16 protein-coding genes and 1 pseudogene are annotated in these 17,117 nt (G+C 42.7%); 8 read left to right on the forward strand and 9 right to left on the reverse strand.

Annotated elements, in window-relative coordinates; all coding sequences use genetic code 11:
- Positions 1-116: 116 nt before the first annotated feature.
- The 3 genes from ACEYW6_RS03540 to ACEYW6_RS03550 form a co-directional block, all read right to left on the reverse strand.
- The gene (locus ACEYW6_RS03540) at positions 117-1,517 is read right to left on the reverse strand and encodes an ABC transporter substrate-binding protein (RefSeq protein ID WP_412978639.1); all 1,401 of its coding nucleotides are present in this window, start codon (positions 1,515-1,517) and stop codon (positions 117-119) included.
- A 26-nt stretch (positions 1,518-1,543) separates the two neighbouring features.
- The gene (locus ACEYW6_RS03545) at positions 1,544-2,947 is read right to left on the reverse strand and encodes a protein kinase domain-containing protein (protein ID WP_412978640.1); all 1,404 of its coding nucleotides are present in this window, start codon (positions 2,945-2,947) and stop codon (positions 1,544-1,546) included.
- 303 nt (positions 2,948-3,250) lie between these two features.
- Entirely contained in the window at positions 3,251-4,264 is a 1,014-nt protein-coding gene (locus ACEYW6_RS03550; protein ID WP_190899990.1) for a LysR family transcriptional regulator, read from the reverse strand.
- A gap of 212 nt (positions 4,265-4,476) precedes the next feature.
- Between ACEYW6_RS03550 and ACEYW6_RS03555 the strand changes: the two genes are divergently transcribed.
- From ACEYW6_RS03555 to ACEYW6_RS03575, 5 genes are all read left to right on the forward strand, one after another.
- Positions 4,477-5,199: an NnrU family protein gene (locus tag ACEYW6_RS03555; protein ID WP_190899993.1), complete on the forward strand. Its 723-nt coding sequence runs from the start codon at positions 4,477-4,479 to the stop codon at positions 5,197-5,199.
- A 167-nt stretch (positions 5,200-5,366) separates the two neighbouring features.
- Positions 5,367-5,492, forward strand: a complete 126-nt coding sequence (locus ACEYW6_RS03560) for a hypothetical protein (protein WP_269141784.1) — start codon at positions 5,367-5,369, stop codon at positions 5,490-5,492.
- A 121-nt stretch (positions 5,493-5,613) separates the two neighbouring features.
- Positions 5,614-6,000, forward strand: a complete 387-nt coding sequence (locus ACEYW6_RS03565; RefSeq protein WP_412978641.1) for a thioredoxin family protein — start codon at positions 5,614-5,616, stop codon at positions 5,998-6,000.
- A 199-nt stretch (positions 6,001-6,199) separates the two neighbouring features.
- On the forward strand, positions 6,200-8,302 hold the full coding sequence (locus ACEYW6_RS03570; RefSeq protein ID WP_412978642.1) for an NAD(P)H-quinone oxidoreductase subunit 5: 2,103 nt from the start codon (positions 6,200-6,202) through the stop codon (positions 8,300-8,302).
- Positions 8,303-8,535: 233 nt separating this feature from the next.
- Complete coding sequence (locus ACEYW6_RS03575) at positions 8,536-10,113, forward strand: NAD(P)H-quinone oxidoreductase subunit 4 (RefSeq protein ID WP_412978643.1); 1,578 nt, start codon at positions 8,536-8,538, stop codon at positions 10,111-10,113.
- 476 nt (positions 10,114-10,589) lie between these two features.
- On the opposite strand, the pseudogene ACEYW6_RS03580 reads toward ACEYW6_RS03575, so the two are convergent.
- Both ACEYW6_RS03580 and ACEYW6_RS03585 read right to left on the reverse strand, forming a co-directional pair.
- Positions 10,590-10,829, reverse strand: a pseudogene (locus tag ACEYW6_RS03580) (hypothetical protein); the annotation flags it as partial.
- An 8-nt stretch (positions 10,830-10,837) separates the two neighbouring features.
- Positions 10,838-13,438: an ATP-binding protein gene (locus ACEYW6_RS03585; RefSeq protein ID WP_412978644.1), complete on the reverse strand. Its 2,601-nt coding sequence runs from the start codon at positions 13,436-13,438 to the stop codon at positions 10,838-10,840.
- 401 nt (positions 13,439-13,839) lie between these two features.
- Here ACEYW6_RS03585 and ACEYW6_RS03590 point away from each other — a divergent pair, with 401 nt between their 5' ends.
- The gene (locus ACEYW6_RS03590; RefSeq protein ID WP_412978645.1) at positions 13,840-14,562 is read left to right on the forward strand and encodes a Uma2 family endonuclease; all 723 of its coding nucleotides are present in this window, start codon (positions 13,840-13,842) and stop codon (positions 14,560-14,562) included.
- Between the two features lie 150 nt (positions 14,563-14,712).
- Positions 14,713-15,423 carry a hypothetical protein gene (locus ACEYW6_RS03595; protein ID WP_412978658.1) on the forward strand — a complete coding sequence of 237 codons (711 nt, stop codon included), beginning with the start codon at positions 14,713-14,715 and terminating at the stop codon, positions 15,421-15,423.
- A gap of 37 nt (positions 15,424-15,460) precedes the next feature.
- Here the strand turns inward: ACEYW6_RS03595 and ACEYW6_RS03600 are convergent, their stop codons facing one another.
- From ACEYW6_RS03600 to ACEYW6_RS03610, 3 genes are read right to left on the reverse strand one after another with little or no spacing between them, the layout of a single operon-like run.
- Positions 15,461-15,670: a type II toxin-antitoxin system HicA family toxin gene (locus ACEYW6_RS03600; protein WP_412978646.1), complete on the reverse strand. Its 210-nt coding sequence runs from the start codon at positions 15,668-15,670 to the stop codon at positions 15,461-15,463.
- On the reverse strand, positions 15,667-15,867 hold the full coding sequence (locus tag ACEYW6_RS03605) for a type II toxin-antitoxin system HicB family antitoxin (RefSeq protein WP_323230667.1): 201 nt from the start codon (positions 15,865-15,867) through the stop codon (positions 15,667-15,669). The genes ACEYW6_RS03600 and ACEYW6_RS03605 overlap by 4 nt, the downstream gene beginning before the upstream one ends.
- Positions 15,868-15,873: 6 nt before the next feature.
- Positions 15,874-16,050, reverse strand: a complete 177-nt coding sequence (locus ACEYW6_RS03610; RefSeq protein ID WP_412978647.1) for a hypothetical protein — start codon at positions 16,048-16,050, stop codon at positions 15,874-15,876.
- 106 nt (positions 16,051-16,156) lie between these two features.
- Here ACEYW6_RS03610 and ACEYW6_RS03615 point away from each other — a divergent pair, with 106 nt between their 5' ends.
- Positions 16,157-16,345 (forward strand): hypothetical protein, encoded by a 189-nt coding sequence (locus tag ACEYW6_RS03615; RefSeq protein WP_412978648.1) that lies wholly within the window; start codon positions 16,157-16,159, stop codon positions 16,343-16,345.
- Here ACEYW6_RS03615 and ACEYW6_RS03620 read toward each other — a convergent pair.
- Positions 16,323-17,117 (reverse strand): transposase (locus tag ACEYW6_RS03620; RefSeq protein ID WP_412978649.1); only part of this gene is annotated, 795 nt, incomplete at its 5' end. The two genes, ACEYW6_RS03615 and ACEYW6_RS03620, sit on opposite strands and share 23 nt — an antisense overlap.

The raw sequence follows: 17,117 nt of genomic DNA on the forward strand, positions 1-17,117 counted from the left end.
TGGTAAGGATAAATAAGTTGCTATTTGACCTAAAATTTTCCCCATAAAGCTCAATTTCTCATCTTGAGGGTTTTTCCAGGTTAACGATTGGTTAATTTTAAATTTTTTATTGCTGATTATCGCACTAGTTCAAAGTCATAGCCGGTGCGGGAGCGAGAACCAGGAACGATTTTTACAAGTTGGACTGGTGCATTGCGATCGCCTGATGCTAAAAACCGAATTGTACCAGAAGCACCACTGGTAGAAAAGTCAGAAGAGAAGAGTGCTTGTTGGACTCCAGAACGTGAAGGGTTACGTCCTAATGCCACAATCAGAGCTACAGTGGCATCATAGCTGAGGGCGCTTCGCCAACTTACATCACCGCCCCATAACTGCCGTGATTTCTGAGGAAAATCTGACTTGCGATCGCTATCAATATGCCAGGGAACTGCCACTACCATCCCCGTAGCTTGCTCTCTGCCAATTTCTAAAGTTTTGACGGTGTAAACATCATCTCCGGCCAGCAGAGTTAACTTTTTCTGGTTAATCTGAACTACTTGCAGCGCTTTGTCCAAAGTTTCAGTGTTAGCTGCTAACATCAACACTTCTGCACCTTGCTTAGTTGCTTGTTCTACACTTTTAGCCGCACTAAAACCCACCTGAGACAAATCAAATTCGCTGGATACCTGTCCACCCTCTAGGGAAACAGATGAAACAAACTCCGACTTTAAGGACTGGCTATAGTTACTCTGAGAATTAAAGAAAACCACTGCATTTTTTTTCTGCAAGGTTTTCACCATGTAGTTGGCTAAAGTTCTAGCAGCCATAAAATCACTGGGAACCGTGCGAAAAACGTAGCGACTAAAGTTAGAAATTTTTACAGATGTACTGGTAGGGGAAATTGCTACAAGTTGTCCTGAAGTATAAATATTACCTGCCGCTAAAGTGGAATCGCTAGTATTAGGCCCAACTACACCTAATACTTCTGAATTACTAACTAGCTTAGAAGCGATTTGCTTGGCTATTTCTGGATTGTCTTCGTCGTTAGCTATCCCTACCCTCAACGGCACTCCCTTGACTCCTCCAGAGGTATTAATTTCATTTTGGGCTTGGGCGATGCCACGTAAAATTTCTAAAGAAACATTGGGGTCAGTGCCGAATGGTACAGAAGCCACAATGGTGTAGTTCTTGGAAGAGGCGATGCGGGCATTGTTCAGAAAGATCAGCGCTTCTGGATCATTAGGGTTGAGTTTTAGGGCAGTAGTGAAATTAGCGATCGCTTTGTCGTAACTTTTAGCAGTGATCGCCTCTACGCCCTCTTTTTTTGCAGGAGAAACTGCACCTGGAGTCAAAGTTTTTTCCCCAAAACTAATCCGGTCTTGTAGGGATGGATTGCTGCCTGGTTCCGAACCTGGAATGATGTTATTACCAATTTTGATCCCAGAGCCATTAGTAAACCACCAAACTCCACCGCCAACTATGCCAACTGTCAGCAGCAGGGCCAAAGCTAAAATTGTGGTTTCATTCTTTTGTGACATGAACAAATTTGAATAAAGAAAAAATTTTAAAGTATCAGAGATAATAATTTATAAATAAGTCTAAATATAGCTGTCAGTGAAATAGCTACTAAGGCTGATGCAATTGATAAAATTACTACTGCCTGAATACCAAGACCCCCCTGTAAAAAGGGAAGAAAAAAAATAATCGCAAAAGTAATTGCGGGAATAATTAATAAATCGAACTTCTCAATCCACCGCCTCGTTTGGGCAAATATCAGTATTCCTAAAATCACACACGCAACACTTAAAGTAACTATTTCTGATTTTACGAGACTGAAGAGAGCGATCGCTATCAATGCTCCTTCAAATCCACTAAATGCCGCCCCACCCAATAATTCCACTGTAGAAAACGCTGGTTGAGTTGGCGGACGGCGGGGAACAACGGGATTAGAACCTTTTGCCGGTTGTGGCGGAAGTGTTACAGAGGGCGAATTAAGTTGTGTAGGGGCTTGAACCGCCTGTAAGTTAAGTGCATCTAAAACCTCCTGGGCTGACTGGAAACGCTGATTAGCAGCAGGTAGCAACATTTTGTCTAATATATCAGCAAGGCGGGGGCTGACAGTCACTTGGGTTCGCCATTTCCACTGGTTGCTATAGGCATCAAATAGTTGAACTGCTTCCTGATTTGTCAACAAAGTAATAAGAGTTACAGCTAAGGCGTATAAGTCTGTAGATGGGAATACTTGACCCCCAGCCATCTGCTCAGGCGGTGCAAATCCCATAGAATAAATTCCTGTGGAAGAAGCAGCAGAACCGAGTGCAGCATTTGTTACTTGCTTAACTGCACCAAAATCTAGTAAAAAAAGTCTACCATCACGACGGCGCATGATGTTAGAGGGTTTAATATCTCTGTGGATAATTCCTCTATGATGGACAAACTTTAGCACCTTCAGGATTTCTTGCAGCACCTCCAACACTTGCTGTTCAGAAAATTTGCCTTGTTGAACTAATTCTTCTTCTAAGTTTTGCCCATCAATGTATTCTTGTACTAAGTAAAAAAACTGGTCTTGCTGTCCTGGTTGCAAGCTATTTACTATCACTGGAAAAAAGGCAAATAAGTCAGGTATTTGCTCGTGATCGTTACCCAGTTGTGCTAAAACTTCTGCCTCTCTCTCAAACATCAACTGTGCTTGTTGCAGTTGATTTAAGGTTAAATTTCCCGATGGTTGAAACTGCTTCACTACGCATTGACGCATTCCTGGTATTCGGCGATCGCGTGCCAAAAAGGCTGCGCCAAATCCCCCCCTTCCCAGTAGCTTCATGGGGACATATCGACCATCTAGCAGCAATGGCATACCACAGGTAGTACAGTACTTTTGCTGCGTTGTTTTCAGCGTCGTAATATCATCTAAATCGGCAAAATAGTTTTGTGGGCGTGGGCAACGTGGACGGGTACAGTAAACTTCCATTTTCGTGATTAGTCATTAGTCAAAATAATTCGTAATTGATAATACTCGCCTCTGGCGAGAAGCAAGCTACGTAATTCGTAATTCATTCAGGTTATATAGAAACTAAACTTTTTTATCAGGAACAGGAAACTTTTTTACTGATGTCAAATTCTTAGCTTACCTACGGTACGCTACACGAAAAGCTATGAGATAATAATTACGAATTACGAATTACGAATTACGAATTATTTGGCCATTGATCATTTACAAAAAACATAGGACAAATGACATAGACACCCTAAGGGTAGGACTAATGAGCAAATTTTAGTCTTCGCCGGAAGAGGTGGATGTCGCTATATCCAATGTAGTTACCACTATGCTTTTTTGTGCCAATGTTAACACATCTTGACTCCATCCAGGATTAGCAAACTGGGGCAAAATTTCCCGACTAAAAGCTTCTGCGGCCTTGGATCTATAGCGATTAGGATTAAAAATCAGCCACAGTGTCCGTTTGACGACGACGCCTTCAATAGGGGTACGGTGCAGAACACCCATTTGTAACTCTTTAGCGATCGCACTAGTTGAAACAAAGGCAGCTCCCAAACCAGATTGCACAGCATTTTTAATTGCTTCAATGGAATTCAATTCCATCTCAACCTTAAAACGTCTGGTATCAATTTCACAGCGTGCTAGTACTTGGTCAATTACTTTGCGGATAGTTGATTGGGAATCTAGGGCAATGAATTGTAATTTGTATAAGTCTTCTTTTTGGATTTTTTCAAGTTTGGTAAAGGGATGAAAGACAGGTAAAATCAGCGCTAGTTCGTCTTCCGCGTAAGAAAGAACTTCCAAGGATTCTGATAGTTCACCGGGAATTTCACCGCCGATAATTGCCAGATCAACTTGTCCGTTAGCCACACTCCAAGCAGTCCGCCGGGTAGAGTGGACATGTAATTGCACTGCCACATCGGGATATTTTTGTCGAAACATACCGATCATTCTGGGCAAAAGATAAGTGCCGGTGGTTTGAGAAGCACCGACAATCAAAGTACCGCCTTGGAGATTTTGTAAATCCTCAATCGCGCGGCAGGTTTCCTGACACAGGCTGAGGATTTTTTCACCGTAACTTAGGAGTAGATGCCCTGCTTCGGTTAATTGGGCGCGTCGTCCTCCACGGTCGAATAGGGGGACATCTAGCTGCCGTTCAAGATTTTGCACTTGCAAGCTGACGGCAGGTTGGGAGACGTAAAGACTATCAGCGGCACGCTTGAAGCTTCCTTCTTGTGCGATCGCTTTTAAAATACGTAACTGATCTAAAGTGAAAGGAAGGTCAGACATAAGGCTCAACCCACAAACTTTGAAAGGAGCGGATGCACACAACAAATAAAGTTTGGCAGCAATCAGCCGCGCATGATTTGTTGCATATTAAACTTAAAGGCTTGACTCGAAAAGGACAGTAGCACAACATCTTGACTAAAGTCTCCTTTGGAATACTTTGTGGTATTGGTTGTACTGAATTCAATTTTCTTTAAATTACTTCACCCGTCTATATGCTGCCGATTTCTTGGTTGACACCCAGTCATTTTGTCATACTGGGGTTACAAATAGTTTTTGCGATCGCTCACAGTGGAGGAGCTGCTTTGCGCCCTTGGGCAGAAAAATATATTGGCCCAAGGCTTTATCGCATTCTCTTTGCATTAGTCAGCCTACCGTTGGCTGTGATATTAATTATTTACTTTTTTAGGCACCGCTATGATGGTTTGCAACTTTGGCAGGTACAAGGGGTGCTAGGAGTACGAGAATTTGTTTGGCTGCTGTCAGCAATCTCGTTTTTGTTTTTATATCCTGCTACCTTCAATCTACTAGAAATTGCTGCCATTCAAAAGCCCCAAGTTCATCTCTACGAAACAGGAATTATTCGGATTACCCGTCATCCCCAGATGGTAGGACAAATAATTTGGTGTGTTGCCCATACTCTGTGGCTGGGTACTACCTTTACCCTTGTGACTTCCATTGGATTAGTGTTGCATCACTTGTTTGGGGTTTGGCACGGGGATCGCCGTCTCTTGCATCGCTATGGGGAAGCCTTTGAAATTGCCAAACAACGGACTTCAATTATTCCCTTTAAAGCAATTATTGATGGGCGTCAATCTATCAAATGGCAGGAATTTCTCCGTCCTTCCTATTTGGGAGTTGCCATTTTTATAGCTTTGCTTTGGTGGTCGCACCCTCTGTTGCTGGAAGCAACTAGTAAGATAAAATGGGAAATTTAGGTGATCCCCAGTGTCAGCAGAAAATGCAAAACAGATGAGGATTTCAGCTTATCAATTGCCCCAAATCAATGTAGGATAAGTTCAAACATCTATCAGTGGGGGTGCTCTGAGTCAAGTTAAGATTTTAAATTGGTAGTTGTTGGTCAGTTGCCTTTCCTTGGGAATAAATGGCAGATTCAGTCAAAATCCAAGGTGGCGACGGCAATCAGGAGTCTAACATCCAAAAAAGCCACCGTGAAAGCCGCGCTGGCTTTTTTGTCAGAGACACATCAACGCGCTCAATTTTTGCCTAATTATTTTGTGTCCTGAGATTTGGTTCCTGAAAGCATCTATCGGCAGTTACTGATTTGCCAATCCTTCACTTCAGTGCTGATAGGTAGTTTGATATAAAAACCTTATAATCCAAGAGGCGTCATGGTGTTGTCGGTTAGTGAGCGGACATTTACTCAAGAAGTTTTAGAATCTCCTATTCCTGTCTTAGTTAATTTTGAAGCACCTTGGTGTGGCTTGTGTCGGGTTATCCACCCACTATTGTTGCAATTTCAAGCCCAATGTGGGGAAGAAATTAAACTAGTTGGGGTTAACGCGGATCAAAATTTTAAATTGTCTACTACTTATAGGCTAAAGTCACTGCCAACTTTACTATTGATTGAAAATGGCACTGTTCGGCATCGCTTAGAAGGCTTTCGCGGCAGAGAAGATTTACGTCTAGCTTTAGAAGACATAAAAGCTAGCTACAGCAATTGCCCGAAAATTTACAATAGTTCAAAAACAGTGGACTTAGAGTGTCGGTCAGCCTGAAGAGATTGCCCAGTCGTGAGTAATAATTAAACTCACGACTGGGCACTCAGCACTCATAGCTATTCTCGGCAAATCTAAAACCATGCTTAACACCCCACCCAATCAGCCTTGGGTGGGTTATTTTATCCTAAAGGGTGTGTGTCACAATTATTAACAGTTTCGACACGCTAGTCAAGAATTCTAAAAGTAGGCGTCAGTGATGGAAGTAATCTATCAGTATGCCTGGCTGATTCCGGTGTTACCTCTTTTTGGGGCAATGCTGGTCGGTCTAGGGTTAATCTCGTTGAATCAGGTGACAAACCGCCTCCGGCAGTTGAACGCTGTAGTTATTATCTCCCTAATGGGAGCAGCTATGGGGCTGTCGTTTGCCTTGCTATGGAGTCAAATTCAAGGACACGCGCCTTATATCCGCACCTTGGAGTGGGCGGCGGCAGGTAATTTTCACCTGAGCATGGGCTACACTATTGACCACCTGACAGCCCTAATGCTGGTGATTGTAACAACGGTAGCCTTGTTAGTCATGGTTTATACCGATGGCTACATGGCTCACGATCCCGGTTACGTGCGGTTTTACGCCTATCTCAGTTTGTTTGGCTCTTCAATGTTAGGTCTGGTGGTCAGCCCCAACCTAGTACAGATTTATATATTCTGGGAACTGGTCGGGATGTGTTCCTACTTGCTGGTCGGTTTTTGGTACGATCGCAAGTCAGCAGCAGATGCCGCTCAAAAAGCGTTTGTGACCAACCGCGTGGGCGACTTTGGTCTATTACTCGGCATTTTGGGGCTGTTCTGGGCAACAGGAAGCTTTGATTTTAATATGATGGGCGATCGCCTCGCCGAACTTGTCCAATCAGGTACTATCAGCAATTTTCTCGCTGTCCTGTTTGCGATTTTAGTTTTCTTAGGGCCAGTGGCGAAATCAGCCCAATTCCCCCTCCATGTCTGGCTACCAGATGCGATGGAAGGCCCCACCCCCATTTCTGCCTTGATTCACGCGGCAACAATGGTGGCGGCGGGTGTTTTTCTCATTGCCCGGATGTACCCAGTATTTGAAGGCGTTCCAGCAGCAATGAATGTCATTGCCTTTACTGGAGCGTTTACGGCGTTTTTGGGGGCAACTATTGCCATTACCCAAAACGACATCAAAAAGGGCTTGGCTTACTCCACCATTTCCCAACTTGGTTACATGGTGATGGCAATGGGAATAGGTTCCTACAGTGCTGGACTATTCCACCTGATGACCCACGCCTATTTCAAGGCGATGCTGTTCTTGGGTTCAGGTTCAGTAATTCACGGCATGGAAGGTGTCGTTGGTCACGATCCAGCCTTAGCGCAGGATATGCGCTTGATGGGCGGACTGCGGAAGTATATGCCGATCACGGGGACTACCTTTTTGATTGGTTGCTTGGCAATTTCTGGTATTCCACCCTTTGCTGGTTTCTGGTCAAAAGATGAAATTCTTGGGAAGGCTTTTGAAGCTAACCCATTTCTCTGGTTGATTGGCTGGCTAACTGCCGGGATTACGGCTTTCTACATGTTTAGAATGTATTTCATGACATTTGAAGGCAAATTCCGGGGGAATGACGAGAAAATTAAGGAAAAGCTCAAGAAGGCTGCGGCGACAATTGTCCTGGAATTAGAGTCAGAAGAACCAGTCCCGAATTTTGGGCCTGGGGCAATGAAAAAAGGAGAATTGGCGGCAACTAGTCAGCAGCATGATTCCCATGACTCCCACGGGCATCACAGCGACTCCCCCCACGAGTCGCCGTGGACAATGACTCTGCCATTGGCACTGTTGGCTGTGCCTTCGATTTTGATTGGTTTGGTGGGAACTCCCTACGCCAATTATTTTGAAGAGTTTATCTTTCCTCCTAGCGAAACCCTGTCCGAAGTTATAGAAAAGGCTTCCGAGTTCAATCCGACGGAATTTTATATCATGGCGGGTGCCTCAGTCGGAATTTCTTTGATTGCGATTACCCTGGCTTCGCTGATGTATTTGCGCCGTAAAATTGACCCGGCTGCGATCGCTGCTCAAATCAAACCACTTTACGAGCTATCCCTCAACAAGTGGTACTTTGATGACATTTACCATCGGGTTTTTGTCCTCGGCTTGCGTCGCGTAGCTAGACAAGTTATGGAAGTTGACTTCCGCGTTGTCGATGGTGCTGTTAACCTCACAGGCTTTTTTACCCTTGTCAGCGGTGAAGGTCTGAAGTACCTAGAAAACGGTCGCGCTCAATTCTATGCCTTGATTGTATTTGGGGCGGTTTTGGGCTTAGTAATTGTCTTTGGTGTCACCTAACGTAGAGACGTAATATATTACGTCTCTACATACGTTTTACATAGCGTATCAATTAGTGATTAGGCAATAACTATGTTGTATAAAGATGAAGGCAAGGATATAGATTTACCTACCTTCATCTTTCTTTATTTTTATTAAATCAACCTAACGAGGAAGACCAAATACCGAAAAAGCTGTTAGTTAATAACTAGTGACTTTTTGCCAAACATGATTTTGATAGCAGACGAATTGTGATGAATACAGCTAATTTCCCGTGGCTGACGACGATTATTCTGTTTCCGATAGCGGCGTCGCTACTTCTTCCCATCATCCCTGACAAAGAAGGCAAAACAGTGCGCTGGTACTCCCTCATCGTAGGGCTAATAGATTTTGCACTAATTGTTTACGCTTTTTATACTGGGTATGATTTTTCCAATCCAGATTTGCAATTGGTGGAAAGTTACCCCTGGGTACCACAATTGGGTTTGAATTGGTCAGTAGGGGCAGATGGCTTATCCATGCCCCTAATCATTTTGACTGGATTCATTACCACGCTGGCGATTTTAGCAGCTTGGCCTATTACCTTCAAGCCCAAGCTATTTTACTTCTTGATTTTGGCGATGTATGGCGGTCAGATTGCCGTGTTCGCTGTCCAGGATATGCTGTTATTTTTCCTGGTGTGGGAACTGGAACTGGTGCCGATATACTTTCTGCTGTCGATTTGGGGAGGCAAAAGGCGGCAATATGCAGCGACCAAATTTATTTTATACACCGCTGGCGGTTCGCTGTTTATTTTGCTGTCTGCCCTGACAATGGGATTTTACGGCGATACGGTGACATTCGACATGCGATCGCTCGCCTTAAAAGACTTCGCCCTGAATTTCCAACTTGCCCTCTATGCTGGCTTCCTGATTGCCTACGCCGTCAAGTTGCCGATTATTCCTTTGCACACCTGGCTACCTGATGCCCACGGTGAAGCTACAGCCCCCGTACACATGTTATTAGCAGGTATTCTCCTGAAAATGGGCGGTTACGCCTTAATTCGGATGAATGCTCAAATGCTCCCCGATGCCCACGCTTTTTTTGCACCAGTATTGGTGGTTTTAGGGGTAGTTAATATCATCTACGCTGCCTTAACATCCTTTGCCCAGCGAAACCTCAAGCGAAAAATTGCCTACTCCTCAATTTCTCACATGGGCTTTGTGATGATTGGTATAGCCTCCTTCACCGATTTGGGATTGAGTGGGGCAGTGTTGCAAATGGTTTCCCACGGGTTAATTGGGGCGAGTTTGTTCTTCCTGGTTGGCGCAACTTACGATCGCACACACACCCTAATGTTGGATGAAATGGGCGGTGTCGGTAAGAGAATGCCGAAAATTTTCGCCATGTTCACTACTTGTTCAATGGCTTCTTTGGCATTGCCGGGGATGAGCGGTTTCGTGGCAGAATTAATGGTGTTTGTCGGCTTTGCTACTAGCGATGCTTATAGCTCTACCTTCAAAGTCATTGTGGTGTTCTTGATGGCAGTGGGAGTAATTTTAACTCCGATTTATCTGCTGTCGATGTTGCGAGAAATTTTCTACGGAGAAGAGAACAAGGAATTAGTTTCTCACCAAGCTTTGATAGATGCTGAACCCCGCGAAGTATTTATCATTGCCTGTTTGTTAGTGCCAATTATTGGTATTGGTTTCTATCCGAAGTTGCTAACTCAAATGTATGACGCTACAACTGTACAATTGACAGCAAGATTGCGTGATTCAGTGCCCACATTAGCACAGCAAAAAGACGAAACACTAAAGGTTTCTTTGAGTGCGCCGAAAATCGCTAATTAAGTTGCGATCGCTAGTTTAGTTGAAATATTGATTACTTTGAGGGCGGGTTTTGTACCTGCCCTTTTTGTTACTCACTCATAAGAGGATGTTTGAAAAGTCCTCTTGTCGGTATCAAAATTTTAGATCAATACAGTTCAGATAAGACCAAAACAGTTGTATAGACGGCGATTTATCGCGTCTCTAATTTTTGCAGGTCAAGAGACTTGTGTATACACCGTAGCTTTTTAAGGGTGGTTAGGGGGGAGCTAAAAGTACTTAAAGTCACAGCGAAACACTTTTCAAACAACCTCTAAGCTCGACTTTATCCAAAATTAAAAACTTGGTTTTCTTGATACGGCAAAACCCTAGCTTTTTGGCAAAAACTTTTTCCATGTCACTGATTATCGGTGAAATCGAAAAAGTAAAACTACTGTCCCACAAACCTTTCAAGCTAAGGCTTGATTCGGTAAAGTAAAAAAGAAATCATCGAACTAAGTTAAAAAAATACTGTATGGGGTAAACGAGTAGAGGTGGACTAATTGATCAGCATATCTTTTACCCTGTTCGGCTTCACGAGCTATTTGTTGGAATTCTTTATCTAGAAATTGGTATGGACGTTCCCAATCAATTAATGCATAAGTTTCTGGAAAAAAGAAATGCATTGCTTGGGGAAAATAGGCTTCTATTATTTCTTTCCAAGGGCTATCAAAATCAGCGCGCTCGCTAATATTAGTCATATCATTTTTCAAATGATGGATAGAGTAGCAGTACTTGCAGTCGCTAGTTTAGAACTTTGCTTAATCGGAATTTCGACCCAAAATTCTGCTCCCTGTCCTGGTTCCGAAATACACCAAATAGCTCCGTTGTGTTTTTCTGCGACAATCTGAGCGCTAATTGCTAGTCCTAACCCAGTGCCTTTACCTGCGGCTTTTGTAGTAAAGAAAGGGTCAAATAATCGTTGCTTAACTACTTCGGTCATGCCAGGGCCGTTATCTGCAATTTGTACAGTTATACGATCCGAGTTGCGTAACTCAGTACGAATTACAATCTGGCTGGGGTTAGCTTCTATGTCCTCAAGAGTTCGCTTAATGTTATAACTATCCAGAGCGTCAATGGCATTACTGATCAGATTCATAAATACCTGATTGAGTTGTCCGGCATAGCACTCTACTAAGGGAATATCACCATATTTTTTGATTATTTCAATTCCGGCATTTCCAGACGTTTGTTTGAAACGATTTTGTAAAATCAGTAATGTGCTATCAATACCTTCATGAATGTTGACAGGCTTCATATCCGCTTCGTCAAGTCGAGAAAAATTTCGCAAGGATAGAACTATTTCACGAATGCGATTAGCTCCCATTTTCATTGAAGTTAGGATTTTAGGTAGATCCTCAGTCATAAAGTCAAGGTCGATCGCTTCTATATGAGCTTGTACTTCAGATATTGGATTAACATTGGTCTTTTGATAGAGTTCTACCAGTTCCAATAAGCCCAGCGTATATTCATTTACATGGGTCAGATTGCCGTAGATAAAGTTAACTGGGTTATTGATTTCATGAGCTACCCCAGCCACTAATTGACCTAAACTCGACATTTTTTCAGTTTGAATTAGTTGAGCTTGGGTTTGTTTGAGATTGTGCAGAACTTGGTTGAGTTGTTGTGCTTGAGTCGTAGCAGCAGCAGTAGCAGCGCGGCTTTGATTATACAATTGGGCTTGGTCAATGGCGATCGCTAACTGGTCAGCCACACCTCGAATCAGTTCCACCTCATCATCACTCCAGGGACGAAGCGCTCTACTATGTTCACAGACAATCACACCCAAGCGACCCGACTGAGTTTGAACCGAAACTATTAGTAGAGACTTAAAGCCTAATGTCACCAGTAAATTCCGATTCTTGAAATCAAGCCAGGAATCTGTCGCAATGTCATCAAAACAGAGTAAATTCCCTTGCAGAACAGCCTCACTCAGCGCTTCCACATTCTGGATAGGAGAACAGCCCAAGGGTTCTGGCAAGTCGGAAGCGCAGGCTTGCTGACTCAGTTCAAAGCTAGTAGATTCATCTTCTTGATGACACCAAAGAAACTGGCATCGATCAATTTGGAGCAGTTCCCGAACTTCACCCACTACTGTACTTAAAATCGTATTTAAATCCAGCGAGTTGCGAATTTGGCTAGATAGACGAGTTTTAAGGATTTTTTCCCGCTCAACTAGCTTTCGCAACTGGGTTTCAGACTTCCTTAACTCTAGCTGGGCCATCTGACGATTGACACTAGCTTTTGCTAGTAGCCAAGAACCAATGCCAATTAGTCCTACCAACCCAGTATATAAAAGTAGCAATTGACGAAAAAATCGGTTTGATTTATTCGTCAACGTCTCTGGTGACACCCATGAGACAATCTTCCAGTAATAGGATTTAGTATCAATTTGATTTTGACTTGGTGCAAAAGCCTGTCCTGTTCCCGTACTAGATTTTTGCCCTTCGACAAGTGGATAGACTGTGGTAAAAGTGAACATTCCCTCAGCAGTTTGAAATTGTCCCGATTCTTTTTGAGAAATTTGCTGCCATGCTTGAGGAAAAGCTTTGCCAAAGGTGCGGTTTTTGCGACCGGGAAACATAAATCCCCATTCATCCTCAGATTTCGTCCCTTTTAACCAGTAGCCATCAGCATTCAACAGCATTCCCTGGCTAGTGGCGTTAGCTAGGGCTTGATTAAAATTCTCCAGCAGTTTAGCGCCGAAATAATTTAACACTACAACGCCTCGTTTCTGCCCACGGCTATCAAAAATGGGAGTACCAAAGCGGATCATTGGCTTGAGGGGTTTTTCAACCTGACCTCGTTCAATATTGAGGTCAAGGGGAGAGACAAATACTTGTCCAGGGTTTAGCCGCAAAGTGTCATTAAACCAGTAGCGCTTGGCTTGCACTTGCAGTTTTTCTTCGGGGACAATCCCTGGTTCACCCTGGTTGAAGTTGACTCTAACAACTTCCTTACCTGATTGATCTAAAAAGCGAATTTGGTCATAAAGTTTTTTATATTGAGAAAATAATAAAAATTCTTGGGAAAGTGCCTGTTGTTGTCCCTCCACTCCTTCTAAAATTCCCTGTAACTCGTTTTGTCTAGAAATAACGATCAAATCTGAGACAACTGAGTGAAAATCTCCGCTGATTACTTTGGTTTGTAAATCTACCTTACCGAGTTCATTAGTTTTTAATACAACTTTCTCAGTTTGTAGCTGTTGGTAGTAGATAGTCCCGATAATACCCCCAACTAACGCTGACAACGGCAAAAAAACTGTTAGGAAATTTTTGATTAAAATTCGTGAATGGATCTGTGGTGACATATCTGATACTTAAGTACAACTCAAAAATCGGGCCAAAAATCAGCTAAGTTCCAGCTGCGCCACATTTCCTGAGTCAAGGTTGAGAGAAGACTTTTTCTCCTGGTAGATATAGGTAATCAGCCCAGCTACCAAATTCACCATGAAATTGAATACTCTGCGACTTCTGGAATGTTCTAGTTGAACAATATTCCACCCTTTTTTGCTATTGTCAGTTAGACTCTCTGGTAATCAGTACCGAAAAACCACGAATCTGATGTAAAGATTTTACACTTCTCAGTACTTTAAATACTGAGAAAAGAGACATAAGCAATCGCTAAAAACGGTTCTTTATTCTTGCGCTGCGATCGCATATCAATAGATTACCTACAATCTATCTAGAATCAGATTTGGCAAAACCGCTCATGTTAAACTACAATCCGCTCCATTGTTTGCCATCTTCCGAAGAACTACCGGACTCCAATGACACCCCTGTGGATAATGAACTCCAAAATTTAATTCCCGGCTTGCTGAAAACGATCCTGGCCTTAGTTTGGTGCGATCGTTGGGATTGGTTCTTTGGTGTTGATATGGGTATTTATTATCACCCCGAAAAATCAGCTATTGTCCCTGATGGATTTCTCAGCTTAGGAGTTAAACGCTTCATTGATGAAGATTTACGCCTAAGTTATGTGCTGTGGGAAGAAAAGCAACTGCCAATTTTAGCACTAGAAGTTGTTTCCCAAATATATCGGGAAGAATATAACATCAAGAAAGACTTCTATGCTAAAGAATTAGGAATTTTGTACTACGTTGTATATAGTCCCCTTCGGCGTAAAAAGACACCTTTGGAAGTGTATCGCCTAGTTGATGGGGAATATCTCTTAATGTCAGGAAATCCCGTTTGGCTACCAGAGATTGGTTTAGGAATTGGGCGAGAACGAGGAATTTATCAAGGTATAGTGCGGGAATGGCTGTACTGGTATGACGGAGAAGGGCAAAGATTGCTGACACCAGAAGAACGTATTAGAGAAGCGGAAGAACGCGCAGCTTTTGAAGAACAGCGACGGGTGGAAGCAGAACAAAAAGTGAAAATGTTAATTGAAAGGTTGAATGCGCTAGGTGTTGATCCAGAAACTTTGTTATAGATTCACCAAATTTTCTAATTTTCGCTGCCTTAATGTTAATTAGCTTCCTGGCTAGGGAATTATATCTATAAAGCAACTAATAGCTTGACGGTAAAAATCGTCATGACTGGTTGCTCAATAAATATATTTACCAAAACCTTCATCAAAAATATGGAAGTTAAATTAGGATTTGGAGCAGTCCCAAAACCTCAATATGTCTTTGTCAGCAAAGAACCCGATCACTGTTGGTATATGCTGGCTGAAGATGAAAAACGCATCCCAATTTATGATAGAGCTTTGACTGGGGTAATTACAGAAATAGAAGTTAATAAAAAGGTTGAAACTAAATTCGGGCCAGTTGAAAAGAACGATTTATATATTTTGGCAGACAAACCTTATATTATCCGTTCAGGAAGTGAATCTTACTTTTCTCAAAGTTTGTTGTTATCTTTAGATGTTCTTACTTCTGGACAACTGCATAATCCACTTACTATCACCGTTAGCCCAGGAGAGAGTAATGTCGTTTTCTGTAAAATTTACGATCCAATAACTTATCGATCTGTAGACTTTTTGTGGGATGGATATAAAGAAGTTGATTGGCAAGCTCTAGGACAAAAAGTAAGTTTAAAAATTAATAGAATTCAGAATTCAAATGAAGAGGCAATACAAGTATATGCTAATACAACAGCATCAGAAATTCATGCAGTTTTAATAGCTCAAAGTGACACATATTTAGCCCAATTAAATTGGACTCCAGAGCAGGGAAGGGAGTATTTGCAGCAGAGATATGGCAAGCGATCGCGTCTACAACTCACTGATACAGAAATTCTGGACTTTATTGATTACTTGAAGCTACAACTAACCCAAAATTGCTCAAGTTAGGTGCTGTTATGTGAACTTGGGATAATTGCGATCGCTTTTAGTCCAAATCTTCTTCGGTAAGTCCAGCATCTTTCATAATGCTTTTCAAAGTTCCAATAGGTAAATCTCGATTACTATGAACCGGAACGGAGAGGATTATATCAACAACTTCTTTTATGTAAATATGATGACTGCCAGTAATGCGTTTCAATTCCCAACCCTGCCGTTCCAAAATTTTACAAAGTGCTTTACCTGAAACCGCTTTCATAGCGATATTTCAACCAACTGTTTCTCCGGGTCAAGTTCTTCTCGTTCGCTAGCAACTTCCAACCAACCTTGAACTGCATCTTGCAGCATCTCTAACAAATGTTCATAGCTGTCTCCCCAAGTGTGACATCCGGGTAGGGCGGGTACAGAAGCACACCACACACCGTCTTCTTGCCAGATAACTGCTTTAATTTTCATTGCCAATCATCTCCACAAGATTGCGACTAATATTCTAGCGTTAAGCCGAGTGCGTAGGCGTAGACCGTCGTAGACATCGCTTGTCTGTCCATTGCATTGAGGTGTTAGCCTCCCACAGGTGCGATCGCACTCAACACAAAAATGATTGACAACTGCATTAATCACAGTCTCAAATTTATACATTCTGAATGTTCATTAGTTGGTATCTCCGGGCAAAATAAGTATAAGGTGATGCCTTATTTTGACGCTGAACCCGTAGATGAATACTAATCACAATCAGGAGTATTTGATGATTCCACTGATTTTGGGTGCTGCTGCTTTGGCTACTGGAGCCTTCGGAGCGCTAAAAGGTTCTGAAGGCATTGGCAATATGAATCAGGCAAAGGAAATTGGCATCACCGTGCCAAAACGGGAAAATTGTACGCTAAGGCTGAAACCTATATTACATAAGCATTTTAGCGATACTTATTTTCTTTAACCCGCAAAGGACGCAACTGGTCAAAACTGGTCACCTGTTTCAAATTCCAGACATAATCACCAGTGAGATTGATATGCTCCCAACCCAACGGTGACAAATGTTGCAAATGTTCTTCAGGAATATTCATCCCTTGTTCCTGCAAATAATCCACGGCTTTTTCTAAGTACACCGTATTCCACAGAACAATAGCAGCAATCACCAAATTCAACCCACTGGCCCGATAAAACTGGTCTTCATAAGAGCGATCGCGCAGCTCCCCCAGGCGATTAAAAAACACCGCTCTTTTCAGGGTATGTTTTGCCTCACCCTTATTTAGTCCTGCTGTAGCCCGTCGCCGCAGTTCTGGACTCTGCAACCAGGAGAGAGTAAACAAAGTCCGCTCAATTCTTCCCAACTCCCGCAAAGCTAGAGCTAAACGATTCTGCCGAGGATAGGAAGCTAATTTCCTTAACATCAAAGAAGCAGTCACCGTCCCCGTCCGAATTGAACTAGCAAGGCGTAGAATTTCATCCCAAGATTCCTGAATTAATTTCACATTAATCTTGTCACCGAGGAGGGGTGCCAAAGGCGAATCAGGAGAACTAGGTTCAAAAGTATACAATTTCTTATCAGGTAAATCGCGCATTCGAGGAGCAAATCTAAATCCCAGCAGATGGCACATTGCGAAGACATGTTCGGTATAGCCACTTGTATCCGTATAATGCTCCTGAATCTGTAAATCACTCTCGTGATACAACAAACCATCCAAAACGTGTGTTGCATCCCTAATCGT

Origin of the sequence: Nostoc sp. UIC 10607 (genome assembly GCF_047228265.1) — a bacterium.
GTDB lineage: Bacteria > Cyanobacteriota > Cyanobacteriia > Cyanobacteriales > Nostocaceae > Nostoc > Nostoc foliaceum_A.